This is a genomic window from Microbacterium sp. CnD16-F (genome assembly GCF_024124465.1).
Classification (GTDB): domain Bacteria; phylum Actinomycetota; class Actinomycetes; order Actinomycetales; family Microbacteriaceae; genus Microbacterium; species Microbacterium gawkjiense.
The window spans coordinates 42,522-69,480 of record NZ_JAMXSA010000002.1 but is presented as its reverse complement, the minus strand read 5'-3'; the positions used below and the strand labels follow the sequence as shown (position 1 = coordinate 69,480).

Here is a 26,959-nt window from a genome sequence, read left to right as displayed (position 1 = left end):
CGGATGCCGGAGTGCTCGGCGTCGGCCTCGCGAACCCGAAGACCGTCGCCGCTTTCGGCGCGAAGAGCTGACGCGGGAATGTTCCGGCGCGCTGATGCGCTGGATCTCCCCATGACGAACACCACGAAGCCTGCACAGTCGTCCGGCACGTTCCGCATCGGCGGGGAGCTCGCGGTGAACCGCCTCGGCTACGGCACGATGCAGCTCACCGGCCCCGGTGTCTGGGGTCCGCCGAAGGACCACGACGAAGCGATCCGCGTACTGCGGCGCAGCGTCGAACTCGGCGTGAACTTCTTCGACACCGCCGAGTCCTACGGCCCGTACGTCGCCGAGGAGCTCCTCAAGGAGGCGCTGCACCCCTACGCCGACGACATCGTCATCGCGACCAAGTCCGGGCTCACGCGCACCGGCCCCAACGTCTGGCCGCCGCTGGGCCGCCCCGAGTTCCTGCGCCAGGGCGCCGAGATGAGCCTGCGCCGCCTCGGCCTCGAGCGCATCGACCTGTTCCAGCTGCACCGCATCGACCCGAAGGTCCCGCTCGAGGACCAGGTCGGTGAGCTGAAGGCGCTGCAGGACGAGGGCAAGATCCGCCACATCGGCCTCTCCGAGGTCTCCGTCGACGAGGTGAAGGCCGCGCAGGAGATCGCCGAGATCGTCACCGTCCAGAACCTCTACAACCTGCAGCACCGCGACGCCGAGGCCCTCCTCGACTGGTCGGAGGAGCAGGGCATCGGGTTCATCCCGTGGTTCCCGCTCGCGACCGGCGGTCTCACCGGCGCCGACTCGCCGCTCATCGACATCGCCGAGCGCAAGAACGCCACGCCCGCTCAGATCGCGCTGGCCTGGCTGCTCAAGCGCTCGCCGGTGATGCTGCCGATCCCGGGCACCTCGAGCGTCGCGCACCTCGAAGACAACCTGCAGGGCGCTGTCATCGAGCTCACCGACGAGGAGTTCGCGGAGCTGTCGAAGCTCGGCAACTGACCCCTCGCGTCACCCGCCCGCCTCTGTCAGGGTGGGCGGGTGACGAGTATCTCTCCCGCCCAGTTCCATCGCGCGACCGGCGTCGCCGACTGGCGCGTCACGGCGCTCGGGCCCCACGCCGTCTTCGTCGCGCCGTCGCTCATCGAGGGATCGCGTCTCGTTCCGGTGGTCGTCGCCGCGGCCGAGCGACACGGGGTGCGTCCCGATGTCGACCTGCGGCCCGAGGCAGTGGTCGTCCGCGTGTCGAGCGGTGAGGACGGCATCCCGGCTGCCGCGACCGACTTCGCCCGAGCGGTGTCGGAAGGCGCGGCATCCCTCGGGCTGCGGCCGGATCCTGCGCGGGTCCAGAGCGTCGGGGTCTACGTCGCCGAGCACTCCGGCGCCGACGTGCGCCCGTTCTTCCTCGCCGCCCTCGGGTACGACGCCGTCGGTGACACCGATGCGGCGGATCCGCTGCGATCGGGGCCGGTCCTCGCCTTCAATCCGCTGACCGGGGATGCCCCGGGCCGGGGGCGGACGCACCTCGATGTCTTCGTCCCCGCCGATCAGGCGCAGGCGAGGGTGGATGCCGCGATCGCGGCCGGTGGGCGTCTCGTCGACGACGCGAACGCCCCGGCCTGGTGGACTCTCGCCTCACCCGACAACCACGGCGTCGACATCGCGAGCTGGACGGACACGTACGAATGAGCATTGTGCGCATGTGGACCGGCGTCGTCCGCTCCGAAGACCGCGAACGGTACGCCGTCTACGTCGAACGCACGGGGATGACCGCCTATCGCGGCACACCGGGCAACCTCGACGCCTGGCTGCTCACGCGCGACCTCGGCCACGGGCGCACCGAGATCACCACCGTCTCGCGCTGGGAAAGCTTCGAAGTGATCGCGGCGTTCGCCGGCGACGACATTGAGAAAGCCGTGTTCTATCCCGAGGACGACGAGTTCCTCATCGACCGCGACGAGCGGGTGCGGCACTATCGCCAGGTTTGACGTGCGGCAGAGTGGGAGGGTGGCCGTCGTCTCCGCTCTGTACCGCTATCCGATCAAAGGCTTCACGCCGGAGCCGCGTTCCGAGCTCGTCGTGCAGGATGACGGGCGCGTCGCGGGAGACCGCGTGCTCGCGTTCCGGTTCGCCGACGCGACCGAGCCGGAGGATGCCGACGGTCTCGCCTCCTGGCCGAAGAGCCGCGGCCTCGCGCTCATGGACTTCCCGTCGCTCGCACGGGTGCGGATGCAGTTCGACGGCGGTCGCGTGCGCCTGAGCGACGGTGACACGCTGCTCGCCGAGGCGAATCTCGACGACGCGGGCCGCCGGGAGCTGGAAGACGCCGTCACCGCGTTCGTCCGGGGGACCAGCGACGCCCGGCTCCTCGACCGGCCCGGTGTCCTGCCGCTGCGGCTGATCGGTGACGGGGTGACGTCGCGTTTCCAGGACCGCGCCCGCGGGTACGTCTCGCTGCACGGCGAAGGCTCGGTGACGGAGGTGGATGCCGCGGTCCCGGCATCCGTCGACCATCGCAGGTTCCGCTCGAACATCGTCGTCTCGGGGATCGAGGCGTGGGCGGAGCTCGGGTGGTCGGGTCGCGTGCGCATCGGCGACGTCGCCTTTGCGGTGCAGCGACCGATCGGGCGGTGCGCTGCGATCACCGCGAACCCTGACACCGGGGTCCGCGACGCGCGCCTGCTGCGGGTGCTCACGACCGAGTTCGGGCAGGACCAGCCGACCCTTGGCATCCTGCTCCTGCCGGTCGGCGACGGGGGAGTCGTGCGCGTGGGGGACGAGGTCGTCGAGTAAAGAATTCTTGACACGCGCTGATCATCGTGTCATCCTCCTGATGTCAAACATTCCTGACATCGGAGGTGCAGCATGGCTCGTGAGGAACGCGCCGCGTGGGTCGGACTCGTCGTCTCGCTCATCGCCATCGCGGTCTACGCCGCGGTCGTCGCGGGGCGGGCGGCATCCACCCCCCTCCCGGAGGTCGACTGGCTCGGACCCATGCTCTGGACGATCATCGGCGGCATCGTCGTCTCGATCGTCGTCACGATCATCTGGGGTGTCGTCGCCGAGGGTGGGTCGCTCCGCGGCGAGAACGCCGCCGACGAGCGCGACCGTGCGATCACGCAGATGGGCGACCGCGTCGGTGTCGCATTCCTCGTCATCGGCGGCGTCGTCGGCATCGGCCTTTCCGCGATCGACGCCGCCCCGTTCTGGATCGCGAACACCCTGTATGCGGGCTTCGCCCTCTCGTCCGTCGTCGGCGGCATCGCCCGCGTCGTCGCCTACCGTCGCGGGCTCGTCTGATGGTCAAGCCCACACGCGTCACGAACGCCATCCGCGAGCTGCGCACCGACCGCGGGCTCACCCAGGCCGACCTCGCCGGCGCCGTCGGCGTCACCCGCCAGACCCTCATCGCCATCGAACAGGGCAAGTACTCGCCCTCGCTCGAGATGGCCTTCCAGATCGTCCGCGTCCTCGACGTCCCCTTCGACGCGGCCTTCCAGTACCCGGAGGACTGACCCATGACCGACACCATGACCGTCTGGCGCCAGCGCCGCTACGGTTCCGCCGACGCCGTCCGCCCCGAGACCGTCCCGGTCCCCGCACCGCGCGCCGGCGAGGTCCTGCTGCAGACGGATGCCGTCGCCCTCAACTCCGGCGACATCCACCTCATGCGCGGTGAGCCGGGACTCGTCCGCGTCGCGCTCGGCCTCCGCGGACCGCGCATCCGCGGCCGCGGCATGGACGTCGCCGGCACCGTCCTCGCCGTCGGCGACGGCGTCACCGAGTTCGCCGTCGGCGACGCCGTCGTGGGGTCGGGGCGCGAGACCCTCGCCGACCGCGTCGTCGTCCCGGCGAAGCGACTCACCCGCCTGCCCGAGACGGTCGCGCCCGCGATCGCTGCGACCCTGCCCATCGCCGGCAACACCGCCGTGCAGACCCTCGACGCCTGCCGCGTCGGCTCCGGCGCGCGCGTCCTCATCGCGGGAGCGGGCGGCGGCGTCGGCACCTTCCTCGTGCAGCTCGCCGCCGACCGCGGCGCCGAGGTGTGGGCGACGTGCGGAGAGCGCGCGCGACCCGTGCTCGAGCGTCTCGGCGCCGCTCGGACGTTCGACTACCGCGCGCTCGAACTCAGCGACCTGCCCCGCGGCAGGTTCGACGCCGTCGTCGACATCGCCGGCGAGCCGCCCCTCACGGTCCTCCGGGACCTGCTCGCCCCCGGCGGCACCGCTGCCCTGGTCGGCGGCGACGGGCATCCCTTCTTCGGACCCTTCGGACGCATCCTCCGCTCCGCCGTCACCCGCGGGCGGTTCCGCCCGATCACCGCCGTCACCCGTACCGAGACGACGGCGCAGCTGGTCGAACTCGCGGCATCCGGTCGTCTCACCCCGCACCTCGAGCGCACCTTCCCGCTCTCGCAGGCCGGCGCCGCCCTCGCCTACGTCGAGGCGGGCCGCACCGTGGGCAAGGTCGTCGTCGTCCGCGACGGACTGCTCGACGCCTGACGCCGGGTTCCGACAGGATGGCGGGATGCCTCTCCTCCCCGCACCCCGCCTGATCGACCCCGCCGCCGTCCCCGCCCTGCGGTGGGGGATCATCGGCACGGGCATCGCCGACCGGTTCGTGCACGCCCTCCACGCGCACACGGGGCAGCGCGCGATCGCCGTCACCGCGCGGGATGCCGACAAGACCCGCGCGTTCGCCGACGCCCACGGCATCGGCCGCGTGCACCGGTCGGTCGCGGACCTGGCCGGCGACCCCGAGGTCGACGTGGTCTACGTCGCCACCCCGCATCCGCTCCACCGGGAGCAGGCGCTGGCGGCCATCGCGGCCGGCAAGCACGTCCTCATCGAGAAGCCGATCGCCCTCACGGCCGCCGACGCGACCGATATCCTGGCCGCGGGGCGCGCCGCCGGCGTCCTCGTCGCCGAGGCGATGTGGACGCGCTACCTGCCGCAGGCTGACGTCATCCGGCAGGTGCTCGCCGCCGGCACCGTCGGCGAGATCGACCTCGTCCGCGCCGACTTCGGCTCGCTCGTCCCGTTCGACCCCACCAGCCGCATGTTCGATCCCGCCCTCGGCGGCGGCGCCATGCTCGACCTCGGCGTCTACATCGTCGCGTTCGCGTCGTCCATCATCGGGCCGCCGAGCACGATCCGCTCGGTCGGCACCCTCGCTCCCACCGGTGTCGACGACAGTGCGACGATCGCCCTCAAGACGGATGCCGGGGCGCAGGCCGCACTCACGGCCACCTTCGGCGCGGTCACCCCCGTCGAGGCGACGGTGTTCGGCTCACGGGGGCGGCTCGACGTCCTCGCGCCGTTCTACGGCCCCACCGGTCTGCGGCTGCAGCTGCACGGCGCCGACGAGGAGGTGTGGCACGACGACGCGCTCCCCACCGTCCACGACGGCCTCGGTTACCAGGCCACGGCCTTCGCCTCGTTCGTCGGGGAAGGGCTCGTCGAATCGCCGCTGCACCCTCACGACGAGGTCGTCTCGGTGCTCGCGACGATCGACGAGGTGCGCCGACAGATCGCCGCCGATTGACCGGTCGGGGTTAGCCTTGGTCACCATGACCATTCAGCACACCGTCGTGTTCGCGCTGCACCACGCCGAGGGCTCCTCGGAGGAGAAGACGTTCCTGACGGACGCCCAACGGTCGCTGTCGGCGATCCCCGGCGTGCAGCAGTTCCGCATCAACCGTCAGGTCAGCGACAAGAGCGACCTGCGCTGGCAGTTCACGATGCTCTTCGACGACCAGGCCGCCTACGACGCGTACAACGAGCACCCCGACCACGTCGCATTCGTCGAGAGCCGCTGGCAGCACGAGGTGCGCGACTTCCAGGAGTACGACTTCGTCGCGGGCGACTGACCGGGCCGCAGGCGTGTCAGCGCTCCGCGCGCACCTCGGCGAGTGACGGGTAGTCGGTGTAGCCGACGGCCCCACCCGTGTAGAAGAACTCCGGCCGCGGCTCGTTGAGCTCGGCCCGATGCTCCCACCGGAGGGCGAGGTCGGGGTTCGCGATCGCAGGTCGGCCCACCGCCACGGCGTCGGCCCAGCCCTCGAGCACGAGCTCCTCGGCCTCCTCACGCGTCGTGACCGTGCCGAAGCCGGAGTTCACGATCGTCGGTGCGGCCGCCTCGTGCCGGATCCGCTGGACGATCGAGCTCTTCGGGTCGGCGTGCAGCAGGTCGACGAACGCGAGCCCGAGCGGAGCCAGGCCCTGCGCGAGCGCAGTGTACGTCGCGAGCGCGTCGGCGTCGTCGGTCTCGAGGACCCCGGGGATCTGGTGCTGCGGGGAGAGACGGATGCCGGTGCGCCCCGCACCGACCGCGTCGGCGACCGCGCGGGTCACCTCGACGGCGAAACGTGCGCGGTTCTCCGGGGACCCGCCGTAGACGTCGTCGCGGACGTTCGACTCAGGGGAGAGGAACTGGTGCACGAGGTAGCTGTTCGCGCCGTGGACCTCGACACCGTCGAGCCCCGCGGCGATCGCGTTGCGCGCCGCCTGCACGAACTGCTCGACGACGCTGGCGACCTCCGCCGTGCTCAGCTCATGGGGGACCGGCAGCGCGACCTTGCCGTCCCGGGTGCGCCCCTCGCCGGGCGAGGCGATCGCGCTCGGGCCGACGACACGGTCGACGCCCGAGATCTCGGGGTGCGACACGCGGCCGCCGTGCATGAGTTGCATGACGATCGTGCCCCCCTCGGCGTGCACGGCCTCGGCGACGCGACGCCAGCCCTCGACCTGCTCGGGCGTCTCGATGCCGGGCTGGCCGAGGTAGGACATCCCCTCGCGCACCGGCCACGTGCCCTCCGTCACGATGAGTCCCATGCCCGCGCGCTGGCGGTAGTACTCCACCATGTCGTCCGTCGGCACGCCGTCGTCGCCCGCACGCGTGCGGGTCAGCGGCGCCATGACGACGCGGTTGGACAGATCCAGATCACCGAAAACAGCGGATTCGTACAGGCTCATGCTGAGGGGGAACGACGCACACAGCGCGTTATTCCGTCGCGGCCTTCCCTTCGGCCGGTGCCGCGTCCACGTCTGCCGGCGCTCCGACGAGGTCGTCGTGCGCCTGCTCGAACTGCGAGCGGTACAGCCGGTAGTAGGCGCCCTGCGCCGCGATGAGCTCCTCGTGCGTGCCCTTCTCGACGATGTCCCCGTGCTCCATCACCAGGATGAGGTCGGCGTCCCGGATCGTCGAGAGCCGGTGCGCGATCACGAACGACGTGCGTCCTTCGCGCAGCGCCGCCATGGCGTGCTGCAGCAGCAGTTCGGTCCGTGTGTCGACCGACGAGGTCGCCTCGTCGAGGATCAGCACGGCCGGCTGCGCCACGAATGCCCGGGCGATCGTGATCAGCTGCTTCTCGCCGGCGGAGACGTTGGAGGCGTCCTCGTCGAGCATCGTGTCGTAGCCGTCGGGGAGCGAGCGAACGAAACGGTCGACACGCGTCGCGACGGCGGCATCCACGATCTCGTCATCCGTCGCCGACTCGCGGCCGTACCGGATGTTCTCGCGGATCGACCCGGCGAACAGCCACGGATCCTGCAGCACCATACCGGTGCGCGAGCGCACGTCGTCACGGGAGAGCCCGGCGATGTCCTGGCCGTCGAGCAGGATGCGTCCGCCGTCCAGTTCGTAGAACCGCATCAGCAGGTTGACGAGCGTCGTCTTGCCCGCACCCGTCGGGCCCACGATCGCGACCGTCTGCCCGGGCTCGACACGGAACGACAGGTCGGTGATCAGCGGGTGCTCGGGCGTGTACGAGAACTTCACGTTCTCGAACTCGATGACACCGCGCCCGTCGGCCCGGGCGGGGGCGTCGGCGGCATCCGGTTCCTGCTCCTCGGCGTCGAGCAGCTCGAACACCCGCTCGGCCGAGGCGGTGCCCGACTGCACGACCGCCGCCATACCGCCGAGCTCGGACAGCGGCTGGGTGAACTGCTGCGAGTACTGGATGAACGCCTGCACGTCGCCGAGACGCAGCTGGCCGCTCGCGACCTGCAGACCGCCGAGCACGGCGATCCCGACGTAGGTCAGGCTGCCGATGAACGTCATGCCGGGCATGATCATGCCCGACAAGAACTGCGCCTTGAACGCCGCCTGGAAGAGCTCCTCGTTCTCCTCCTGGAACTTCGCCTGCGCGTCGGCCTCACGACCGAAGACCCGCACGAGCGAGTGCCCGGAGAACGACTCCTCGACGCGGGCGTTGAGGCGGCCGACCTTGCGCCACTGCACCCCGAACGCCTTCTGCGACTTCGGCCCGATGATGCCGAAGATGATCGCCATGAGCGGCAGCGCCACGAGCGCGACGATGGCGAGCTGCCACGAGATCGAGAACATCATGACGAGCACACCCACGACCGTGAGGATCGCGGTCAGCGCGCCCGAGAGCGACTGCTGCATCGTCTGGGTGATGTTGTCGATGTCGTTGGTGACGCGCGAGATCAGCTCACCGCGCTGCACCCGGTCGAAGTGCGACAGCGGCAAACGGTTGAGTTTGGCCTCGACCTGCTCGCGCAGGCGCCACATCGTGCGGACCATGATCACGTTGATGACATAGCCCTGCATCCAGGTGAGGACCGCGGAGACGACGTAGATCACGAGCACCCAGGTGATGACGACCTTCAGTGCGTCGAAGTCGACCCCGGCACCGGGGGCGTAGTTCTGCATCGCGCCCACGATGTTCGCGAAATCGTCCTGACCCTGCGAGCGCAGCGCCGCGACGGCCTCGTCCTGCGAGAGCCCCGCCAGCGCCGGATTCTGCCCGAGGAAGTTCGAGAGGAACCCCTCGAAGACGATGTTGGTCGCCTCGCCCAGCACCTTCGGCGCGATCACGGCGAGCACGACACCGACGGCGCCGGCGAGCGTGACGAGACCGAACCACCACTTGTAGGGCGAGAGCAGCCCGATCATGCGGAAGAAGCTCGGGCCGAACTGCGACGCCTTGCCGGGGGCGACGGAGTCCCAGTCGCCGCTGTTCAGACGGGCCTGTTCGGCGAGTTCCGTCTCGAGGCGCTCCTCCTCGGTCATCTCCTTCTCGGGCGCGCTCATGCGTCCACCCCCAGCTGCGATTCGACGATCTCGCGGTAGGTGTCGTTCGTGGCCAGCAGCTCGTCGTGCGTGCCGACCCCGACCATCCGGCCGCCGTCGAGCACGACGATGCGGTCGGCATCCGTGATCGTCGAGACGCGTTGCGCGACGACGATCTTGGTCACCTGCGGCAGTTCTCGCCAGAGGGCCTGGCGCAGTTCCGCGTCGGTCGACAGGTCGAGCGCCGAGAACGAGTCGTCGAAGACGAGGATGTCGGGCTGGTGCACGATCGCGCGGGCGATCGACAGGCGTTGGCGCTGGCCTCCCGACACGTTGGTGCCGCCCTGCGCGATCCGCGCGTCGAGGCGGTCGTCCATCTCCTCGACGAAGTCGCGACCCTGCGCGATCTCGAGCGCGTGCCACAGTTCGTCGTCGGTGGCGTCCTCGCGGCCGAACCGCAGGTTCGAGGCGACGGTGCCGGTGAACAGGAACGCCTTCTGCGGGACGAGGCCGATGCCCTGCCACAGCCGGTCGAGGTCCGCCTCGCGCACGTCAACGCCCGCGACCCGGACGGATCCGCTCGTCACGTCGAACAGCCGCGGGATGAGCGACACGAGCGTCGTCTTGCCGGCGCCGGTGGATCCGACGATCGCGACCGTCTCGCCGCGCGCGGCCGAGAAGCTCACCCCCGAGAGCACGGGCTCGTCGGCTCCGGGGTAGGTGAAGGTGACGTCGTCGAACTCGACGGTGCCGGGCGTCGGGAAGACCGACACGGGCTGGGTGGGCTTCACCAGTCCGCCCTCGACGGCGAGGACCTCGCCGATGCGGTCGGCCGACACCGCGGCGCGCGGGATCATGATCGTGATGAACGTCGCCATCAGCACACCCATCAGGATCTGACCGATGTACTGCATGAAGGCGAACAGTGTGCCGATCTGCACCGACCCCTCGTTCACCTCGATGCCGCCGAACCAGATGACCCCGACGACGGTGACGTTCAGGATGAGCATCGCGAGCGGGAACATCAAGACGAAAAGCGACCCGACCTTGCGGCCGACGATCATGATGTCGGTGTTCGCGCCCCGGAAGCGCTCCTCCTCGATACGCTCGCGCACGAACGCGCGGACGACGCGGACGCCGGTGAGCTGCTCGCGCATGATGCGGTTCACCGCGTCGAGCTTCTTCTGGTAGCTGCGGAACAGCGGCACCATCCGACTGATGATGAGGATGCCGACGACCAGCAGCGTCGGCACCGACACGCCGATCAGCCAGCTGAGTCCGACGTCCTGCTGCAGCGCCATGATGATGCCGCCGATGGCCAGCAGCGGCGCGGTGACGAGCATCGTCGCGCCCATCATCGCCAGCATCTGCACCTGCTGGACGTCGTTGGTGTTGCGGGTGATGAGCGAACCGGCGCCGAACTGCGTGACCTCGCGCTCGGAGAACCCGCTGACGCGCTGGAAGACGTCGCGGCGGATGTCGCGCCCGACGGCCATCGCGGCGCGGGCGGCGAAGAACGTGGCGATGATCGAGGCGACGATCTGCCCGAGGGCGATCGTCAGCATGAGGACACCGTGCGACCAGATGTAGCCGATGTCGCCGCGGGTGACGCCGTTGTCGATGATGTCGGCGTTGAGGCGGGGGAGGTAGAGCGCGGCCATGGCGGAGGCGAATTGGAAGACCAGCACCCCGACCACCAGCCAGCGGTAGGTGCGCAGGTAGCGCACCAGGAGGGTTCCGAGCATGAGTCTCAGAGTGCCACCGCCCGCCGACATGCGCGTCCCCCTATAGGGGGATGTCCGCTGACGGCGTAGCGCCGTCAGGCCACCGCGGCGAGCAGTTCCTTCACGTGCGCGACGATCTCGCGCGGGCGGAACGGTTTGGCGACCACCTCGTCCACCCCGGCGCGGAGCGCTTCCTCGCGGTCCGAACTGTGGACGCGCGCGGTGAGCATGATGATGTGGGGCTGCGGGATGCCGGCTGCCCGGATCTCACGCGCTGCCTGGATGCCGTCGGTGCCGGGCATCATCCAGTCCATCAGGACGACGCGCGGATGGTCGGCGACGACCCGTTCGACCGCCTCCCGGCCGTTGCCGGCGCGGCCGGCCACGATCCCGGCGCGGTCGAGGCTGGAGACGAGGAGCATAGCGATGTCGTCGTCGTCGTCAACCACGAGCACGGAAATCTCCACCCCCGTACTCTGACACGATCCCGGGGTGTGGACGAACCCGGGCCGCGGGCGGGGGTGTGCCGGTGTTCGACCACGCCCCCGGCCGAGGAGTTCGCGCTGTCGGCATGAGAGGAACGGATGCCGGTGCCCGCGTCGCTAGGATGACGCCGTGACAGCCTCCGGAGACGACCCGCGGGACAGCCGTTCCCCGCGGAATGCCCGGTGGCTGCGCGAGGTCACCGACCGGGTCCCCACTGCGTGGCTCCCCGGCATCGTCACCGCCGTGTTCCTCGGCGCGGCGGCCGCGTTCGGCGGGCTCGAAGCCGTCGCCGCACCCCCCATCGCCGCCCTGCAGGCGGGCGACGAGCACCGCAACGACATGCTCGCGTTCACGGTGGAGCGGGCGGTGCTCATCGACTCGTTCCCCGAGGCGGGCGCGTCTGCGAACGCCGAGGAGGGTGAGCGGGTCCTCGCCGTCGTCGTGACCGCCGAGAACACGTGGGATCGCGCGGTGCCGGCGGAGAACGACGCGTCCCTGACGGGGATGCTCCGCGCGCCCTCGCTCGCGGATCCGGTACCCGTGGCGGCGGCCCGGTTCGATGACGGCACGAAGGAGCCGTGGCTGCAGCCGGGCCTGCCGGCCGAGCTCGTCGTGACCTGGATCATCGACGAGGACGAACTCGCCGCCGGCGATCAGATCGAGTTCGACCTGCGCGACTTCTCCCTGCAACAGGGTCAGGTCGTGTTCTCGGGCGACGTCTGGTCCGATCCGGTCGTGACGGCGCGCATCGCGATCCCGGTCACCGACGTGGGTGCCGGGGCCGACGCCGAGCAGACGGAGGCCGAGCAGTGAGGCCGTGGGCGGTGTGGGTCATCGGGATCACGCTGCTCGTCGCCGCGTGGGGTGTGACCAAGGTCACGCCCGGCGCCGAGTTCACCGAAGCCTCGTTCGTGACGGAGGCCCGGCTCGGGGAGCGAGCCGTCGGATCGGAACTGATCATCACGGTCGACGACGTCGTCCTCGTAACCACCGCCTCGGATCGCCGGGGGTGGACCGCGGAGGGGGACTGGTTGGTCGTCGATCTCGCGCTGTCCGCCAAGACGAGTGAGGAGCGCGCCCTCCTCGGAACGGCGACCCTCGAGGTGGGCGGTCGCACCTACCGGGCCAGCGAGCGCCCGGAGTCCCTGCTGAGCGAGCCTCTCGGGGCGGGGATCGCCACGACGGGGAGCCTCGCCTTCGAACTGCCGGAGGAGGTCACCGGGTCGGAGGCGACCATCCGCTTCGCGTCCAAGGCGGGAGACGTGAGGCTGGATTCGGTCATCGAGATGACGCTCGACCTCGCCGAGCTTCCGCGCGAGGACGCGCGCGAGCTCCGCCCGACCGTGGGAGGCGGACTGTGAGCGCGTGGTGGCGCCGCAACCGGCGCGCGTTGCTCGCGGTCGTCGTCCTCGTCCCGCTGACGGTCGGAGTCGCCGGCGGGTGGGAGTTCTGGAAGCAGGTGCAGGGGCGGCCGACGTTCGCCGTGACGGCCGACGCCGGCACCACGATCGACTTCGACGGGATCACGTTCGGTCCCGCGACGGCGGAGCAGATCACCGTCCCGGACGTCGAGTTGCCGCCCGGCACGAAGGTGGTCGCCGTCAGCGTGCCCGTCGACCGGCACGGGGCGTCGACGGCGTGCTCGATCCCGGTGCTGCGTGAACTCGGGGGACAGGGGCGCCTGTGGGAGGCCGACCACCAGATCCTCCGCTGGGATTGGCGGCTCCACACGTTCTGTCCGGCCGACCCGGAGGCCGACTCATTCCCGGACGGGCCTTTCACGATCGACGTGCCCTTCATCGTCCCCGACGACGTCACGGGAAAGCTCGGCGTCGAGTTCACGCTCGTCGACGAGCTGCCGCGCTACGTTCGACTCGTCGTCGTGCCCTGACGCGACGACGGGTGCGCCGATCAGTGCGCCGACCGTGGCGTCGTACGCACCGGCGATGAGACACACCCGCAGCGGCTCGATGACGAGGGCCGGGATGCCGAGGAGCAGCCCTCCGGCTCCGCGCCAGAAGTCGTCGACGCCGTGCGGTCCGACCGCTCGCGTCACCCCGAACGTCAGCAGCGGGTCGAGGAGCTGGATCACGACGTAGGCGAGGACGTAGCCGCCCACGAGGATCGGGCCGCCGCGCCACATCAGCACGATCGCACGCCAGATGGGTTGGAACCTCGCCCCGACCCCCGCCCCGATGTCGCCCAGCCGGCGGCGCAGGCGCTGGGGGAGGCTGCCGTAGCGTTCCCTGGCGCGGCGCACGAGGTCGCCGCGCCACTGGACGCCCTGCGGCGCGACGGCCTGGCCGTAGACGACACCGGCGACGGTCAGCCACGCCAGCGGCACGGCGATCAGCCCCACCGCCTCGCCGACGACGAGGGCCACACCATCCCACGCCCATCCCAGCGGATCGAACCACGTTCCGACCGTCTCGCGCAGGTCGCCAAGCCATTCGATCGCGCGGCGGGACTGCACCCAGGACGTGACACGACCGAACAGGTCGCTGACAAACAGGACCGTCAGGAAGACCCAGAGGCCCTCGAGGTATGTCGCGGCGAGCCCCGTCCAGCGGGGCAGACGTCCGTTCCACCGTCCCCAGGCCCAGCGGCCGACGAACGCGGCCACGACGACGGCGATCGTCCACGGCTCCCAGGTGAGCGCCGTCACGGTTCCCGAGGTGTCGACCTCCACGCCCGAGACCACTCCGGTCAAGCCGCGCCCGAGCTTCGCCTGGATGGCCGTGTCGACGTAGACGGCGAAGTCCTCCTTCAGGAAGCCGAGGGCCGCATAGATCGCCATGAAGGGCAGAGTCGAGGAGAGCATCGCGTCGCGGAACGCCACCCGTCGAGCGCGCGGCTCCGTCGGCGGCGGTGCGATCGCACCGAGCCGCACCATCCCGTCGCGGAGCACGAGGAACATCGCGACGAGGCTGATGAGCTTCGCGAGGATCGCCAACGGCAGCAGCAGGATGCCGCCGAGTGCGGTGTACCCGCCGACGTACCCGGCGACCTCGAGGCCGACGTACCGGCCGAGCGTCCCGGCCAGGTACCACGCGAGCAGCGCCGGCCAGTGGCGCACGAGGAGGCGCCACGTGAGGCCGAGCATGGTTCGCACGGTCTCACCGTAGTGGCACCGACGCGGCGACGCCCGCCCGACCACAGGGATCGGACGGGCGTCGACGGATGCGGCGACTCAGCCGGCGCCGCCGCCCGAGTCGCCGGTGCCCCGGCGGCCCCGACGCTCGCGCGCCTCGCGCTTCGCGGCGGCCGCGGCGAGCTCTGCCCGGATCGTGTCGGTGCGGACGTCGGTCGGGCGGTCACCGGCATCCCACATCCGGTCCACGGCCGCCTGCGGGTGCCCCTCTTCGGCGGCGAGCGACGCCTCGAGCGCGCGCTCGTACCGGCTCTGCCGACGCTTGAGCCACAGACCCGCGACGAGCATGACCGCCAGCACCGAGTACGCGACGGCGGCGAACGGGTGCAGCACGAGGTCGGCGAGGTCGCCCTGGCTCAGCTGCAGCGCCTTGCGCAGCTGCTGCTCGCCCATGGGGCCCAGGATGAGTCCGACGATGAGCGGCGCGATCGGGAAACCGAACCGGCGCATGAAGTACCCGAGCGCCCCGACGACCAGCAGAATCGCGATGTCGAGCGTCGAGAAGCTGACGGCGTACGCCCCGAGGACGGCGAACGTGATGATGCCCGCGTAGAGGTAGGGCCGCGGGATCTGCAGCAGCTTCACCCAGATGCCCGCCAGCGGCAGGTTCAGGATGATGAGCAGCACGTTGCCGATGTAGAGGCTCGCGATGAGCGCCCACACCAGGTCGCCCTGGTTCTGGAACAGCTGCGGACCGGGCTGGATGCCGTATGACTGGAACGCCGTGATGATGATCGCGGCGGTCGCCGTCGTCGGCAGTCCCAGCGTCAGCAGCGGCACGAGCACACCGGCCGCAGCGGCGTTGTTCGCGGCCTCCGGACCGGCGACGCCTTCGATCGCACCGCGACCGAACTGGCTCTTGTTCTTCGACAGGCTCTTCTCGCTCGCGTACGAGAGGAAGGTCGCGACGTCCGCGCCGCCGGCGGGGATCGTCCCGACGGGGAAGCCGATGAACGTGCCGCGCAGCCACGGCTTCCACGAGCGCTTCCAGTCCTCGCGGGTCATCCAGTTGCGCCAGCCGCGGGTGACGGGGATCACCGGGATCGGTCCGTGCCGCAGGCGGGCGGCGACGTAGAACGCCTCGCCGATCGCGAACAGGCCGACCGCGACGAGCACGACGCTGATGCCGTCCGACAGCGCCAGGACACCGAGGGTGTAGCGCGCCTGGCCCGTGGTCACCTCGGTGCCGATGAGCCCGATGAGCAGGCCGATGCCGAGCGAGGCGAGACCGCGCGCCGGCGACGAGCCGAGCAGCGCGCCAACGGTGATGAAGGCGACGACGATGAGCGCGACGAAGTCCGCCGGCGCGAGGTTCACCGCGAAGCGCGCGATGATCGGGGCGAACAGCGTCAGCAGTGCCGTCGCGATCGTCCCGGCGACGAACGAGCCGATCGCCGCGGTCGCGAGCGCGGCGGCGCCCCGACCGAGCTTGGCCATCTTGTTGCCCTCGATGGCGGTGATGACCGACGCCGATTCGCCGGGGGTGTTCAGCAAGATGCTGGTGGTCGACCCGCCGTACATGCCGCCGTAGTAGATGCCGGCGAACGTGATGATCGCCGCCGTGGGCGACAGGGAGTAGGTCAGCGGCAGCAGCAGCGCCACGGTCATCGCCGGGCCGATGCCGGGCAGCACCCCGACCGCCGTGCCGACGATCACGCCGATGAAGGCGAAGAGGAGGTATTCGGGCTGCAGCGCCGTCGCGAAGCCCGCCATGAGGGAGTTCAGTGCGTCCATGATCTCTTCCGATCAGCCGAACAGGGGACCGGGGCCGTACCACCAGTCGAAGGCCATGCCGCGGGGGAGCGACAGGCCGAGGCCCTCGCCGAACAGCAGTTGGGTGCCGACGCCGAGCACGAGCCCGGCGAGGAAGGCGACCCACGGGCGCTTGGCGCCGAGGGTCCAGGCCGCTCCGCCGAACAGGAGCGCGGCGACCATCCACCAGCCGAGGATCTCGAGCAGGACGATGACGCCGACGACGAGTCCCACGAGCTTGAGGATCGTCCACCAGTCGGTCGCCGCGTTCGGGTCGATGTCCTCGCCGTCCTCGGGGGCGGCGACCTTGCCGCGCACGGCGGCGACGACCAGGAAGGCACCCGAGGCGAGGAGGATCGCCGAGACGAGGAACGGGAAAACCTGCGGGCCGATCACCCCGCCGGCGGGAACGCGGATCGAGAACGCGCCGACCAGGGCGAACACGCCCAGGGCGACGATCACGCCGGCGAAGATCAGGTTGCCGATGCGGTCCGCCCCCCAGCCGGGGCGCGCAGTCTCCTGCGCACCCCGGTCCAGAGTGCTCTCGCTCATGACACGAGACCGATGTTCTTCAGGGTGCTCGTCACGTCGGTGACGTTCTCGTCGACGAAGGTCGAGAACTCGTCGCCGGTGAGGAAGGCGTCGGTCCAGCCGTTGGTCTCGAGCGCCTCCTGCCAGGCGGCCGACTCGTGCATCTCGGTGACGAGGTTCACAAGGCCCTCGGCATCCGCGTCGCTGATGCCGCCGGGGGCCAGCAGGCCGCGCCAGTTCGTGTACGTGATGTCGAAGCCCTCGTCGATCATCGTCGGGGTGTCGGGCAGCAGCTGGGCCGGCTCGTCGCTCGAGACGGCGAGGGCGCGCAGGTCGCCGGACTCGACGTACTCGGCGAACTCGCCGACACCCGAGATGCCCGCCGCCGCGTTGTTGCCGAGCAGCAGCGAGACCGCCTCGCCGCCACCTGCGTTCGGGATGTAGTTGAGCTTCTCGGTGATGCCGGCGCCGTCGAGGCCGGCCTCCTCGAGCAGGAGGCCCGCGAGGATGTGGTCGGCGCCACCGGCGGAGCCGCCGGTGATCGTGACCGACTGGCCCTCCGCGACGACCGCATCGACCAGGTCCTGCAGGGTCTGGTACTCGCTGTCGGCCGGAACGACGACGACGAGGGGCTCCTCGGTGAGGCGCGCGATCGGCGTGGTGTCCTCGATGCGGTTCTCGGCGGCGTTCGTCTCGACCGCGCCGACCATCACGAGGCCGGTCACCATGAGGGTGTACGGGTCCTTCTCGTTCGCGAGGCTCGCGAGGCCGACGGTGCCGCCGGCGCCGCCGATGTTGGTGACCGCGGCCGTGCCGACGAGGTCCTCGTCGGTGAGCACCGCCGAGACGGCGCGGCCGGTCTGGTCCCAGCCGCCGCCGGGGTCGGCGGGGACGATGATGCTGACGTCGTCGACCTGGGCAGCCGCCTCCTCGGACTCCGCGCCGCCGCCGCCGACGGCAGCGCCGCGGGGGTTGCAGCCGGACAGGGTGAGGGCGGCGACGCCCGCGAGGGCGATGATCGCGAGGGACTTGCGCATGGGGGGGACTCCTCTTCGAGTTCCGTCGAGGCATCCTCGCCCCGACGTCCGTTCGCACAGACGCTAGGCACCGCGCCGAGGGCTGTCGCGCTTGCGCAACTAAGAGCGAGTTCGGAAAGTATTGGTCCCGTCCGGGGTGGGCGCGACGGGGCGCTCCGGGGGAGAATGAGCGCGTGCCCCGAGCGATGTCGCTGAGATGGCAGCTGCTGCTGCTGCAAGCCTTCATCGTCTGCGTCGTCATCGTCATCACCGGGGTCGTCGCGATCTCCCTGCAGGAGCGCTCCATCCGAGAGTCCTACCGGGAGCGGATGGTGGGGGTGGCCCTCTCGATCAGCAGGCTCCCCTCCATCGCCGAGGCGTTCGACGACCCCGACCCGAGCGCCACGATCCAACCGCTCGCCGAGGTCATCCGCGAGGCATCCGATCTCACCTACGTCGTCGTGACGGATGCCGCCGGCATCCGCTACTCGCATCCGAACGAGGACCGCATCGGCGAGGCCGTGTCGACCGACCCGTCGGCACCGCTGTCGGGTCAGGTGTGGTCGGGAACCGAGACGGGGACGCTCGGCGAGTCGTACCGCGTGAAGGTGCCGCTGTACGCCAGCGGCGCCGTCTCGGGCGAGGTCATCGGATCCGTCTCGGTCGGCGTGCTCGAGTCGGAGCTCGCCGCCGATGTGCAGTCGCGGCTGCCGTGGCTGCTCCTCGCGCTCGGCGGCTCGGCCGTCGTCGGCGTGTTCGGTGCAGCCGGGGTCGCGACCCTCATCCGTCGTCGCATCCTGGGCCTCGAGCCGGAGCAGATCGCCGAGCTCGTGGCCGAGCGCGAGACGATGCTGCACCGTCTGTCGGAGGGGGTGGTCCGCGTGGACCGCGACGGGGTCGTCGCGAGCGCGAACGACGCCGCCGTGCGCCTGCTCGGGGCGGGACCGCTCATCGGCGAGCGAGCCTCGGACGTGCTCGAGGGACCGATCCACGAGGTCCTCGTCAACGGGGAGCGCGAGGGGCGCCTCGTCCTCGCCGGGGAGCGTCCGCTCATCGCCCGGGCGACGGGTCTGTACGACGACGACGGCAAGCCGGTCGGCGGCACCCTGCTGCTGCGCGACCACACCGAACTCCACCAGGCGGTCCGCGAGATGGATGGCCAGCAGTCGCTCACCGACGGACTGCGCGCGCAGGCGCACGAGTTCGCCAATTCGATGCACGTCGTGTCGGGGCTCCTCGAACTCGGCGCCTGGGACGACGCACGCGACTTCATCGCGCGGATGCAGCCGGGCGGCTCGCTCGACATCGGCGCCGCCAGCGAGCAGCTGGGGCCCGAGCTCGCGGCTCTCCTCTCGGCGAAGCTCGCGCGCTCGCGCGAACTCGGCATCACCTTCTCCATCGACGCCGAGGGCATGGTCCCCGCTGCTGTGACCGGGGACCTCGTCACGGTGGTCGGCAACCTCGTCGACAACGCGTTCGACGCGTGCCGCGCCGGCGACACGCTCGCGCTCGCCGTGCACGCCGGCGCCGAGGGCGTCAGCGTCGTCGTCGAGGACAGCGGTCCCGGCGTCGATCCCGCGCTCGCCGAACGGGTCTTCGACGAGGGCGTCAGCACGAAGGATCCGAGCGCCCGCACCCGCGGCGTCGGCCTCGCCCTCGTCCGTCGCATCGCCCGGCGCCACTCGGGCGACGTCGTCCTCAGCCGGTCCGCCCTCGGCGGGGCGCGCTTCGCCGTCGTCCTCCCCGTCCCGGCGAGGGTCTCGTGAGCCTCCGCGTCCTGGTCGTCGACGACGCTCCCGCCGTCGCCCAGCTGCACGGCCGCTTCGTCGACGCCCATCCGCAGTGCGAACTCGTCGGCACGGCGGCATCCGGTCCCGATGCCGTCGACGCCATCCGCTCCCTCGAACCCGACCTCGTGCTGCTCGACGTGCACCTGCCCGGCTTTTCGGGTATCGAGGCGCTCCGCGCGGTGAGGGCGGATGCCGCCGTCCGCCAGCCCGAGGTCGTCGCCGTCACCGCGGCCCGCGACGTCGAGACCGTCCGCGACGCGCGGCTCATGGGCGTGCGGCACTACATCGTGAAGCCGTTCACCGCCCACGACCTGCACCAGCGGATCGACGACGTCATCGCCGAGCGGGGAGCCGCGGCATCCGGCGGCACGCTCGACCAGATCCGGATCGACGCCGTCATGCGGCCCTCTGCCCGGCGCTCGCTGCCGAAGGGGCTCACACGCGAGACGCTCGAGCTCGTGCACGACGCGCTGCGCCGCCTCGGCGGCGGGACGGCCGCCGACCTCGCCGCGGAGCTCGGCCTCTCGCGGGTGAGCTGCCGGCGCTACCTCGAGCACCTCGCCGACGAGGGCGCCGCCCGCCGCACGATGGACTACGCGACCGCCGGGCGGCCGAGCACGCGATACGTCGTGTGAGCGGTGGATAGCCTGACGGGATGACGACCACCTTCACCGAGGTCACGCGTGTGCGCTGCGCGCCGGAGGTGCTGTTCGACCTCTCGCTGTCGATCGACGCGCACCTCGACTCCATGCGGCGGTCGCGCGAGCGCGCTGTCGCCGGGGTGACGAGCGGGACGATCGGGCTGGGGGAGAGCGTCACCTGGCGCGCCCGCCACTTCGGCGTGATGTGGACGATGACCTCGCAGATCACCGCGCTCGAGCGGCCGCGTCGGTTCGTCGACGAGCAGGTGCGCGGACCGTTCCGGGTCTTCCGTCACGAGCACCGGTTCGAGCGGGACGGGGACGTCACGGTCATGACCGACACCGTGACCCTGCGCTCGCCGCTGCTCGGGGTGATCGTCGAACCACTCCTGCTGCGCCCGTACATGCAGCGGCTGATCCGTACGCGGAACGCGGTGCTGGTCCGGAAAGCCGCCGCGGCCTCGGGTGGCCGGGCGGCTGACGCGGCGACTCTGACCGTCCACCGGGGATTTCGGCGTCGCGCGCGATAGCGTGGGAGCGCGTCCGTCGCGCACCGAGAGGAATCCATGAGCACTGGCAGTGAACCGACACACGCCTCCGCGCACGTCATCGGTGGGTCGGCACGGTTCACGACGGTCGACGGCGCCGAACAGACCCTCGACGCTCCCGACGCCGATGGCGTGCGCCGCCTCATCGTCGACCGGGTGAGAGCGGATGCCGCGGCCGCCGGCGCGGCGATCGAACTGCGCACAAGCGGCGACCGCGGTGAGCATCGCCTGATCATCGGACCTTCGGGCGAGATCGACGTCGAGGTGGATGACCGTACCGTCACCCGTGCGGAGCTGCGCCAGCAGGCGTGGTGGACCACGGACCCCGAGCCGGTGCACGAGGCCGAGGCTGACGAGGACGACGCTTCCGCCCCGGAGGCTGAGCCCGAGGTGGATGGCGCGGAGCCCGTGCTCGTCGCCGAGGTGCCGGCGTTCTTCCCGCCGTCGTCGAACCCTCTCCCGGAGTCCGCCGAGCGGCCCCCCGTCTTCGACAGCGGGGACGACGACGACCTCGACGAGGACGACACGGCGCCGGCCGAATGGGCGCCCGCCCGCGTGACCGACATCCCCGCAGCCGCCCCGGCGACGGGAACCGACTCCGTCGACGTCGCGCGCGCGGACGAGCCGGAGCCCACGGACGAACCGGAGCCCGCAGCCGACCCGCACAGCACAGCGACCGCCACGCCCGAGGCGCCGGCCCCCACCGACGGCGCACCCGCGCCCGAGACCGCGTTCGAGGCATCCGCCTCCAATGGGCCCCGTCCGTCGTTCATCGAGCCTCCCGAGGTCCACCCCGCCACCGTTTCGGGCTGGCGCTCGTTCTTCGTGCGGATCGGCATCCCGATCAAGCCGTCGAAGGCGGAACTCGCGCGTGCGGAGCGCGAGAAGGCGGTCTCGCGTCAGTGGGCCGGATGCCGCGCCATCGCCGTCGCCAACGGCAAGGGCGGCGTCGGCAAGACCATGACGACCGCGGTGCTGTCGGCGGTGTTCGCGCGCCACGGCGGCGGCAACGTCCTCGCGTGGGACAACAACGACACCCGCGGCACCCTGGGGTGGCGCACCGAGCAGGGCGACTACGACACGACGATCCGCGACCTGCTCCCCGAAGCATCGCGGCTGCTCGAGGCGACCGCATCCGTCTCCGACATCGCACGATTCGTTCATCACCAGTCCGTCGACCGCTACGACGTGCTGCGCTCGAACCCCGAACTGCTCGCGGCCGACCAGCGCATCACGACCGCCGACTTCGACCTGCTCGCACAAGTCGCGGCGCGGTACTACCGCATGGTCATCTTCGACTCGGGCAACGATGAGTCGGCCGACCGCTGGCTGCGCATGATCGATTCGGCGCATCAGCTCGTCGTCCCGACCCTCGCCGCCCCCGAGTCGGCCGAATCCGCCGCCCTCCTCCTCGACGCGCTGCGCAAGCGCGACGAGCACTCGCGCCGCCTCGCCGACGGCGCCGTGGTCGTCGTCGGGCAGTCCGAGCGTGCCGGCATCGGCGCCGCGCAGCGCATCGCCGCCGGCTTCGAGGGTCACGTCCGCGCGGTCGAGATCATCCCGTTCGACGACGCGCTCAAGGCCGGCCGCATCCGGTACGACGCCCTGCAGTCGCGCACGAAGGACGCCTGGATGCGCGCCGCCGCCGCCGTCGCGAACGGCCTGTAGAACGGCGACCAGGTGCGCGCCGCGACGGGAGTTCTGATCGCGCTCGCCCTCCTCGCCGGTGTTGCGCTGATCGCCGGTCTCTGGCTGGACACGCGCGAGAACGTCGAGACGCGCTGCTGGCTGGATGACGCCCCCGTGGGCGTCTCAGTGTCGGAGTCGGCGCTCATCTCCGCGGAGGAGACAGTCTGGCCGGTCGGACGACGGTGCGAGTGGGAGCCCGCCGCCGGCGACGGCGTCATCGTCACCCAGACGGGGTGGGCTCGAACGACCGTCTTCGTCGTCGTCGGCTTGGCGAGTGCCGTGTGGGCTGTCGTGGGCGCCGCCCGGCGTCGGCGCGCGGCTGCCGTGCCCTTCGCCGTGTGCGTGGGACTCGTCGCCGTCGTCGTGTTCTGGACGGGCTGACCGTGGCAGATCTCGCTGCTGTCGCGCTCGTGCCGTGCCGTGCCGCAATCCTGCCGAATCCGCGCCGGCGACATGGGGGAGGATGGGCAAATGACCGGTGAGACGGACGACACGCGGCTCATCGAGGTCGCCACGCGGCTGAGCGTGGCTCCCGCCGGTGATTTCGTCGCGTTGCGCACCGCAGCCGCGGCAGAGGCATCCGACAAGGATCTCGCGGCCGCGATCAAGAAGCTCAGCAAACCGGTCCTCGCCGCCTGGGTCGTCAACCTGCTCGCCTCAGATGACGCCGACGCGCTCACCTCGGCCGCCGAGCTCGCCGACGAGTTCCGCGAAGCAGTGGATGCCGGCGATGCTCGCGCTCTCGCCGATCTCACCCGGCGCCGTCGCAGCATCCTCCGTGACCTCGTCGATCGCGCCGTGCGGCGTGCGGGCGAGCGCGGTGTCGAGGTAGGCGGCACCATCCGCACCGCAGTCGAGCAGACCCTCGACGCCGCGCTGCGGGATCCGGATGCCGCGGCTGCCGTCGCGAGCGCCCGGTTGCTACGCCCCATCGAGGCGACCGGAATGGACGCGCCCGACCTCTCCGACGCGGTCTCGGGACCCTTCGACGTCGCCTCAGCCCGGCCCGAGCCGACCGACGACCTCGCCGAGCGTCGCGCGGCCCGCGAGGCCGCGCGAGCAGCGGCCGAGGCGCGACGTCACGCCGAGAGTCTCGAGCGCGACCTCGATCGCATCGAGGACCGCTGGCAGGCGGCGCAGGAGAGGGCGTCGTCGCTCGAGGACCGCCTGGTGGAACTCGACCGGGAGCGCGCCCGTCTCGAGGACGATGCCGAGCGGGCACGCGCCGAGGTCGAGGACCTTGCCGAGCAGCGCCGCCGAGCCCGTACCGCCGCGACGAAGGCACGGTCCGCGGCCGACCGTGCGGCCGACTGATCAGCCGCGCGCGCGGTGCTGGTCGAGTGCGGTCGTGGCGGTCGACCAGACGAGGGTCTGCGCGACCTCCTCGGCCCGGTCGTACCGCGGCCCCGTGAGGACCACGTAGACCGCGCCGACGACGTCGATGTAGCCGGCGACCTCGCCGGCGATCCGGACCTCGTAGCGGTCCTCCGCGATCAGGTCCCACTGGATGCGCGACGCTCGGGGTGCGGCATCCGCCGGTCGACGTGTCGGCAGTGCGCGCAGCGTCTCCGAATCCACGAACATGTTCTGCACCTCGTCCCGCTCACCCCGTCGACACGTATCCCAGGTGATCACCATCGCCCCGCGCACCCGCGCGGCGGAGGGGATTGACGCGGCCTGGGGCGCGCGCTACCCGACGGCGGGCGAGCGTTCCGCGGCCTCGCGGACGGCCGTCGTGACCGTCTCGAGGAGCGGCGACGAGAGGTTCCAGCGCTGCCAGAACAGGGGGACCTCGACCGTGTCGTCGGCCAGAATGACGAGCGAGCCGTCGGCGACACCCGCCTCGAATTGGCCGGGCAGCAGCATCCCCCACCCCAGGCCGATCGTGATCGCCTGCGCGAACTCGGCCGACGCGCTGATGATGTGGCGGGGGGCGTCCCGCCGGGCGCCGTGGCGACGTGCGAACGCGCTCTGCAGGGTGTCGTGACGGTCGAAGTCGACGCGCGGTGCGGCTTCGAGCGCCGCCCGCCCGAGCCCCTGCGGGAACCACCGATCGGCGAAGTCCCGCGTCGCGATGGCGGTGTACCGCATCCGCCCCAGGGGTGAGGAGACGCATCCGGCCACCGCGTCGCGCTGCGAGGTGACGGCCGCCATGACCGTGCCCGCCGCGAGCAGCTGCGCTGTGCGTTCCTGGTCCTCGCGGTGCAGCTCGAACGTGACCGGGTGCGCGGCGGTGACGGCGGTGAGCGCCGGAAGGAACCAGGTGATGAGCGAGTCGGCGTTGACGGCGAGCGGCACCACTGCCGAGCCCGCCTCGTCGCCCAGGGCGGCGCGGGCGTCGTGCTCGAGCAGGTCGAGCTGACGCGCGAGACGCACGAGCGGCTCGCCCGCCTCCGTCGCGGTCACCGGCTTGGTGCGCCGCAGCACCACCCGGCCGACGCGCTGCTCGATGACGCGGATGCGCTGGCTGACCGCGCTCGGGGTGATCCCGAGCCGTGCGGCCGCGCGATCCAGCGTGCCGGCGTCGACGGCGGCGGCCAGCGTGCGCAGGTGCTCGAACGGGATGTCCACGCCACCAGCGTAGTGAAGCGATGCTACAGATGATGCAGAATCCTTCGCTGTACTGCAGAAGACGAGCTGCCTACCGTGGGACCTGTGACTCCCGAACTCGCCGCCTTCCTCTCGGGCCTCGGACTCTGCCTCGGTCTCATCGTCTCGATCGGCGCGCAGAACGCGATCGTGCTGCGCCAGGGTCTGCGGCGCGAACACGTGGGGATCGTCGTGCTCGTCTGCGTCGTCAGCGACGCGATCCTGCAGACCCTCGGCGTCGCCGGCGTCGCGACCCTCGTCACCGCCCACCCGTGGCTCGAGACGATCGCGCGGTGGGCCGGTGCGGCCTTCATCGTGGGGTTCGCGTTCGTCAGTGCGCGTCGAGCCTGGCGTGGCGGCGGCAGCCTCGAAGCCGCTGAGCCGGAGACCCCGACGGATGCCGCGACCCCCGGCACCGTCCTCGTCCGGCCGCGCGCGGCGACGAGGACCGCGACGCTCCTGACCATCCTCGCCGTCACCTGGTTGAACCCCCACGCGATCGTCGAAACGACCGTCGTGCTGGGGTCGGTGGCGGCGACGCACGGTGACGCGCGTTGGTTCTTCCTCGCCGGCGGCGTCGTCGGCAGCACCCTCTGGTTCGTGGTGTTCGGCTACGGCGCGCGCTACCTCGCGCCGCTCCTGCGCACGGCACGCGCGTGGCGCATCCTCGACGCCGGCATCGCCGTCATCATGCTCGTCATCGCCGTCAGCCTCGTCCTCGGCTGATCGGGCGGGGATGCCGCGGCGCGGCGACCGTCAGTGCGCGGCGTCGTACGCGTCGAGCACCTGCGCCGGCACGCGACCGCGCTCCGAGACCTGGTAGCCGTTCTTCGCGGCCCACTCGCGGATCGGCGCGTAGTCGCGCTGCCCGGCTCGCTTCTGCTTGCGGCCGCCGCCGTTCGACGAGGTGACCGCGCGTGAGGTCGTCCCGCGCGACGAGACACGACGCGCGGCGTCGATGTACGGCGCCAGGACGTCGCGCAGGGCGTTCGCGTTGTCGTGGGTGAGGTCGATCTCGTAGGCGGTGCCGTCGAGGGAGAAGAGCACGGTCTCTCCGTCGCCGACCTCGAGGACGGTGCCGTCCAGGTCGTCGACGAGTTGATGCACGATTTTGCGGGCCATGCGCTTACCCTAGTGGCGCGCGTGCTCGCTACGGCAGAAGTCCGGCCCGGCGCGCCTTGGCGACGGCGGCGTGGCGGGTCGAGGCATCCAATTTCGCCATCGCCGCCTGCAGGTACGACTTGACCGTCCCCTCGCGCAGCGACAGCGACGCGGCGATCTCCGCATTGGTGGCGCCGAGCGCGCAGCAGGCGAGCACGTCGAGCTCGCGCGGCGAGAGGGCGACGTCGAGCGATGCCTCGGCCGCCGCCGGTCGCGACATCCCCGCGAGGCGTTTCTCGACCGCCGCGATCCGCTCCCGCAGGTCGGGGTCGGTGACGGATGCGGCGATGCTCCGCAGCTCGGCGTAGCTCTCGCGCAGATCCTCCTGCGCGGAGGCGGGCAGGGCGAGTTCGGCCGGCGTCAGTGCGGCGACGCGACGGTCGACCTCCTCGCGGACGCGCAGCTCGGTCGCGAGCATGTCGGCGGCGCGGAAGGCGGGCCGGCTGACGAGATCTCCGACGGGGCCGGGGGTCCACGACCCGCAGTAGACGATGCCGCGCGGGCGGCCGGTGACGACGACGGGCACGGCCAGCAGGGTCGAGATGCCTTCGCCGAGGATGGCGCGGTCGTAGTCGTGCGTGATCGTGCGCGCGGTGCGGTAGTCCAGGGCGAGGCGGGGTCGCTTCTCGATCATCGCGGCACCGCCCAGACCGCGACCGGCTTCGACGACGAGTCCCTCGATGCTGCGGGTGCGGGTGCCCGAGATCGCGGTGACGTGGACGGCGCCGCCGCGTTCGAGACCGCCGAAAACGACGGGAAAACGCGTCTGACGGGCCAGATCGGACACGGCTCGGGAGACGAGCCGCGTGTCCGCGTCGCTCTCGACCGACGATCCCACGCGTACCTACTTCCGGGGGTGACGGCAC

The 26,959-nt window shown here is 71.2% G+C and carries 30 protein-coding genes; 18 read left to right on the top strand and 12 right to left on the bottom strand.

What is annotated here, in order from left to right:
* Nucleotides 1-111 precede the first annotated feature (111 nt).
* From NH287_RS01000 to NH287_RS00960, 9 genes are all read left to right on the top strand, one after another.
* Complete coding sequence (locus tag NH287_RS01000) at nt 112-981, top strand: aldo/keto reductase (RefSeq protein WP_253034111.1); 870 nt, start codon at nt 112-114, stop codon at nt 979-981.
* Between the two features lie 39 nt (nt 982-1,020).
* On the top strand, nt 1,021-1,668 hold the full coding sequence (locus tag NH287_RS15320; protein ID WP_253034110.1) for a VOC family protein: 648 nt from the start codon (nt 1,021-1,023) through the stop codon (nt 1,666-1,668).
* Between the two features lie 11 nt (nt 1,669-1,679).
* Entirely contained in the window at nt 1,680-1,967 is a 288-nt protein-coding gene (locus NH287_RS00990; RefSeq protein ID WP_253034109.1) for a hypothetical protein, read from the top strand.
* Nucleotides 1,968-1,986: 19 nt separating this feature from the next.
* Complete coding sequence (locus NH287_RS00985) at nt 1,987-2,772, top strand: MOSC domain-containing protein (RefSeq protein ID WP_253034108.1); 786 nt, start codon at nt 1,987-1,989, stop codon at nt 2,770-2,772.
* 72 nt (nt 2,773-2,844) lie between these two features.
* Nucleotides 2,845-3,279 carry a hypothetical protein gene (locus NH287_RS00980; protein ID WP_253034107.1) on the top strand — a complete coding sequence of 145 codons (435 nt, stop codon included), beginning with the start codon at nt 2,845-2,847 and terminating at the stop codon, nt 3,277-3,279.
* Complete coding sequence (locus NH287_RS00975; protein WP_184216259.1) at nt 3,279-3,494, top strand: helix-turn-helix transcriptional regulator; 216 nt, start codon at nt 3,279-3,281, stop codon at nt 3,492-3,494. The genes NH287_RS00980 and NH287_RS00975 overlap by 1 nt, the downstream gene beginning before the upstream one ends.
* A gap of 3 nt (nt 3,495-3,497) precedes the next feature.
* Nucleotides 3,498-4,481 carry an NAD(P)-dependent alcohol dehydrogenase gene (locus NH287_RS00970; protein ID WP_253034106.1) on the top strand — a complete coding sequence of 328 codons (984 nt, stop codon included), beginning with the start codon at nt 3,498-3,500 and terminating at the stop codon, nt 4,479-4,481.
* Between the two features lie 25 nt (nt 4,482-4,506).
* Nucleotides 4,507-5,523: a Gfo/Idh/MocA family protein gene (locus tag NH287_RS00965; protein ID WP_253034105.1), complete on the top strand. Its 1,017-nt coding sequence runs from the start codon at nt 4,507-4,509 to the stop codon at nt 5,521-5,523.
* Nucleotides 5,524-5,548: 25 nt separating this feature from the next.
* On the top strand, nt 5,549-5,848 hold the full coding sequence (locus NH287_RS00960) for a Dabb family protein (RefSeq protein WP_064001600.1): 300 nt from the start codon (nt 5,549-5,551) through the stop codon (nt 5,846-5,848).
* Nucleotides 5,849-5,864: 16 nt separating this feature from the next.
* Here NH287_RS00960 and NH287_RS00955 read toward each other — a convergent pair whose 3' ends face one another.
* The 4 genes from NH287_RS00955 to NH287_RS00940 form a co-directional block, all read right to left on the bottom strand.
* On the bottom strand, nt 5,865-6,953 hold the full coding sequence (locus NH287_RS00955; RefSeq protein WP_253034104.1) for an alkene reductase: 1,089 nt from the start codon (nt 6,951-6,953) through the stop codon (nt 5,865-5,867).
* 28 nt (nt 6,954-6,981) lie between these two features.
* Nucleotides 6,982-9,036 (bottom strand): ABC transporter ATP-binding protein, encoded by a 2,055-nt coding sequence (locus NH287_RS00950; RefSeq protein WP_253034103.1) that lies wholly within the window; start codon nt 9,034-9,036, stop codon nt 6,982-6,984.
* Nucleotides 9,033-10,760: an ABC transporter ATP-binding protein gene (locus NH287_RS00945; protein ID WP_253034102.1), complete on the bottom strand. Its 1,728-nt coding sequence runs from the start codon at nt 10,758-10,760 to the stop codon at nt 9,033-9,035. Before NH287_RS00945 ends, NH287_RS00950 begins: the two co-directional genes overlap by 4 nt.
* A gap of 74 nt (nt 10,761-10,834) precedes the next feature.
* Nucleotides 10,835-11,206: a response regulator transcription factor gene (locus NH287_RS00940; protein WP_253034101.1), complete on the bottom strand. Its 372-nt coding sequence runs from the start codon at nt 11,204-11,206 to the stop codon at nt 10,835-10,837.
* Nucleotides 11,207-11,354: 148 nt separating this feature from the next.
* Between NH287_RS00940 and NH287_RS00935 the strand changes: the two genes are divergently transcribed.
* On the top strand, nt 11,355-12,038 hold the full coding sequence (locus tag NH287_RS00935) for a hypothetical protein (RefSeq protein WP_253034100.1): 684 nt from the start codon (nt 11,355-11,357) through the stop codon (nt 12,036-12,038).
* Nucleotides 12,039-12,049: 11 nt separating this feature from the next.
* A complete protein-coding gene (locus NH287_RS00930; protein WP_253034099.1) occupies nt 12,050-12,586 on the top strand; it encodes a hypothetical protein in 537 nt (178 codons plus the stop codon).
* 398 nt (nt 12,587-12,984) lie between these two features.
* Here NH287_RS00930 and NH287_RS00925 read toward each other — a convergent pair whose 3' ends face one another.
* The 4 genes from NH287_RS00925 to NH287_RS00910 form a co-directional block, all read right to left on the bottom strand.
* A complete protein-coding gene (locus tag NH287_RS00925; RefSeq protein WP_253034164.1) occupies nt 12,985-14,328 on the bottom strand; it encodes a hypothetical protein in 1,344 nt (447 codons plus the stop codon).
* A gap of 87 nt (nt 14,329-14,415) precedes the next feature.
* Nucleotides 14,416-16,110 carry a tripartite tricarboxylate transporter permease gene (locus NH287_RS00920; RefSeq protein WP_253034098.1) on the bottom strand — a complete coding sequence of 565 codons (1,695 nt, stop codon included), beginning with the start codon at nt 16,108-16,110 and terminating at the stop codon, nt 14,416-14,418.
* 12 nt (nt 16,111-16,122) lie between these two features.
* Nucleotides 16,123-16,680: a tripartite tricarboxylate transporter TctB family protein gene (locus NH287_RS00915; protein WP_253034097.1), complete on the bottom strand. Its 558-nt coding sequence runs from the start codon at nt 16,678-16,680 to the stop codon at nt 16,123-16,125.
* Nucleotides 16,677-17,696, bottom strand: a complete 1,020-nt coding sequence (locus tag NH287_RS00910) for a tripartite tricarboxylate transporter substrate binding protein (RefSeq protein WP_253034096.1) — start codon at nt 17,694-17,696, stop codon at nt 16,677-16,679. Before NH287_RS00910 ends, NH287_RS00915 begins: the two co-directional genes overlap by 4 nt.
* A 173-nt stretch (nt 17,697-17,869) precedes the next feature.
* Here NH287_RS00910 and NH287_RS00905 point away from each other — a divergent pair, with 173 nt between their 5' ends.
* From NH287_RS00905 to NH287_RS00880, 6 genes are all read left to right on the top strand, one after another.
* Nucleotides 17,870-19,441 (top strand): ATP-binding protein, encoded by a 1,572-nt coding sequence (locus NH287_RS00905; RefSeq protein ID WP_253034095.1) that lies wholly within the window; start codon nt 17,870-17,872, stop codon nt 19,439-19,441.
* Nucleotides 19,438-20,100: a response regulator gene (locus NH287_RS00900; RefSeq protein ID WP_253034094.1), complete on the top strand. Its 663-nt coding sequence runs from the start codon at nt 19,438-19,440 to the stop codon at nt 20,098-20,100. Before NH287_RS00905 ends, NH287_RS00900 begins: the two co-directional genes overlap by 4 nt.
* Before the next feature lie 20 nt (nt 20,101-20,120).
* Complete coding sequence (locus tag NH287_RS00895; protein WP_253034093.1) at nt 20,121-20,636, top strand: SRPBCC family protein; 516 nt, start codon at nt 20,121-20,123, stop codon at nt 20,634-20,636.
* 36 nt (nt 20,637-20,672) lie between these two features.
* Complete coding sequence (locus NH287_RS00890) at nt 20,673-22,322, top strand: AAA family ATPase (RefSeq protein ID WP_253034092.1); 1,650 nt, start codon at nt 20,673-20,675, stop codon at nt 22,320-22,322.
* Nucleotides 22,323-22,334: 12 nt separating this feature from the next.
* The gene (locus NH287_RS00885) at nt 22,335-22,724 is read left to right on the top strand and encodes a hypothetical protein (protein ID WP_253034091.1); all 390 of its coding nucleotides are present in this window, start codon (nt 22,335-22,337) and stop codon (nt 22,722-22,724) included.
* Between the two features lie 90 nt (nt 22,725-22,814).
* Nucleotides 22,815-23,657, top strand: a complete 843-nt coding sequence (locus NH287_RS00880) for a hypothetical protein (RefSeq protein ID WP_253034090.1) — start codon at nt 22,815-22,817, stop codon at nt 23,655-23,657.
* Here the strand turns inward: NH287_RS00880 and NH287_RS00875 are convergent, their stop codons facing one another.
* Together NH287_RS00875 and NH287_RS00870 are read right to left on the bottom strand one after the other, a co-directional pair.
* Nucleotides 23,658-23,927, bottom strand: a complete 270-nt coding sequence (locus tag NH287_RS00875; protein ID WP_217532311.1) for a hypothetical protein — start codon at nt 23,925-23,927, stop codon at nt 23,658-23,660.
* Between the two features lie 105 nt (nt 23,928-24,032).
* Nucleotides 24,033-24,914, bottom strand: a complete 882-nt coding sequence (locus NH287_RS00870; RefSeq protein ID WP_253034089.1) for a LysR family transcriptional regulator ArgP — start codon at nt 24,912-24,914, stop codon at nt 24,033-24,035.
* An 84-nt stretch (nt 24,915-24,998) separates the two neighbouring features.
* On the opposite strand from NH287_RS00870, the gene NH287_RS00865 reads away from it, so the two are divergent.
* Entirely contained in the window at nt 24,999-25,658 is a 660-nt protein-coding gene (locus tag NH287_RS00865; RefSeq protein ID WP_374209348.1) for a LysE/ArgO family amino acid transporter, read from the top strand.
* A gap of 30 nt (nt 25,659-25,688) precedes the next feature.
* On the opposite strand, the gene NH287_RS00860 is transcribed toward NH287_RS00865, so the two are convergent.
* Together NH287_RS00860 and NH287_RS00855 are read right to left on the bottom strand one after the other, a co-directional pair.
* The gene (locus tag NH287_RS00860; RefSeq protein WP_217532244.1) at nt 25,689-26,054 is read right to left on the bottom strand and encodes an Lsr2 family protein; all 366 of its coding nucleotides are present in this window, start codon (nt 26,052-26,054) and stop codon (nt 25,689-25,691) included.
* Nucleotides 26,055-26,082: 28 nt separating this feature from the next.
* Nucleotides 26,083-26,931 (bottom strand): LuxR C-terminal-related transcriptional regulator, encoded by an 849-nt coding sequence (locus NH287_RS00855; protein ID WP_253034088.1) that lies wholly within the window; start codon nt 26,929-26,931, stop codon nt 26,083-26,085.
* Nucleotides 26,932-26,959 lie beyond the last annotated feature (28 nt).

Bases quoted from the DNA above. Each gene is read 5' to 3' on its own strand.
- NH287_RS01000 (WP_253034111.1), top strand. From the start codon at position 112: ATGACGAACACCACGAAGCCTGCACAGTCGTCCGGCACGTTCCGCATC.
- NH287_RS00990 (WP_253034109.1), top strand. From the start codon at position 1,680: ATGTGGACCGGCGTCGTCCGCTCCGAAGACCGCGAACGGTACGCCGTC.
- NH287_RS00980 (WP_253034107.1), top strand. From the start codon at position 2,845: ATGGCTCGTGAGGAACGCGCCGCGTGGGTCGGACTCGTCGTCTCGCTC.
- NH287_RS00975 (WP_184216259.1), top strand. From the start codon at position 3,279: ATGGTCAAGCCCACACGCGTCACGAACGCCATCCGCGAGCTGCGCACC.
- NH287_RS00970 (WP_253034106.1), top strand. From the start codon at position 3,498: ATGACCGACACCATGACCGTCTGGCGCCAGCGCCGCTACGGTTCCGCC.
- NH287_RS00965 (WP_253034105.1), top strand. From the start codon at position 4,507: ATGCCTCTCCTCCCCGCACCCCGCCTGATCGACCCCGCCGCCGTCCCC.
- NH287_RS00960 (WP_064001600.1), top strand. From the start codon at position 5,549: ATGACCATTCAGCACACCGTCGTGTTCGCGCTGCACCACGCCGAGGGC.
- NH287_RS00955 (WP_253034104.1), bottom strand. From the start codon at position 6,953: ATGAGCCTGTACGAATCCGCTGTTTTCGGTGATCTGGATCTGTCCAAC.
- NH287_RS00950 (WP_253034103.1), bottom strand. From the start codon at position 9,036: ATGAGCGCGCCCGAGAAGGAGATGACCGAGGAGGAGCGCCTCGAGACG.
- NH287_RS00945 (WP_253034102.1), bottom strand. From the start codon at position 10,760: ATGCTCGGAACCCTCCTGGTGCGCTACCTGCGCACCTACCGCTGGCTG.
- NH287_RS00925 (WP_253034164.1), bottom strand. From the start codon at position 14,328: ATGCTCGGCCTCACGTGGCGCCTCCTCGTGCGCCACTGGCCGGCGCTG.
- NH287_RS00920 (WP_253034098.1), bottom strand. From the start codon at position 16,110: ATGGACGCACTGAACTCCCTCATGGCGGGCTTCGCGACGGCGCTGCAG.
- NH287_RS00915 (WP_253034097.1), bottom strand. From the start codon at position 16,680: ATGAGCGAGAGCACTCTGGACCGGGGTGCGCAGGAGACTGCGCGCCCC.
- NH287_RS00910 (WP_253034096.1), bottom strand. From the start codon at position 17,696: ATGCGCAAGTCCCTCGCGATCATCGCCCTCGCGGGCGTCGCCGCCCTC.
- NH287_RS00895 (WP_253034093.1), top strand. From the start codon at position 20,121: ATGACGACCACCTTCACCGAGGTCACGCGTGTGCGCTGCGCGCCGGAG.
- NH287_RS00890 (WP_253034092.1), top strand. From the start codon at position 20,673: ATGAGCACTGGCAGTGAACCGACACACGCCTCCGCGCACGTCATCGGT.
- NH287_RS00880 (WP_253034090.1), top strand. From the start codon at position 22,815: ATGACCGGTGAGACGGACGACACGCGGCTCATCGAGGTCGCCACGCGG.
- NH287_RS00875 (WP_217532311.1), bottom strand. From the start codon at position 23,927: ATGTTCGTGGATTCGGAGACGCTGCGCGCACTGCCGACACGTCGACCG.
- NH287_RS00860 (WP_217532244.1), bottom strand. From the start codon at position 26,054: ATGGCCCGCAAAATCGTGCATCAACTCGTCGACGACCTGGACGGCACC.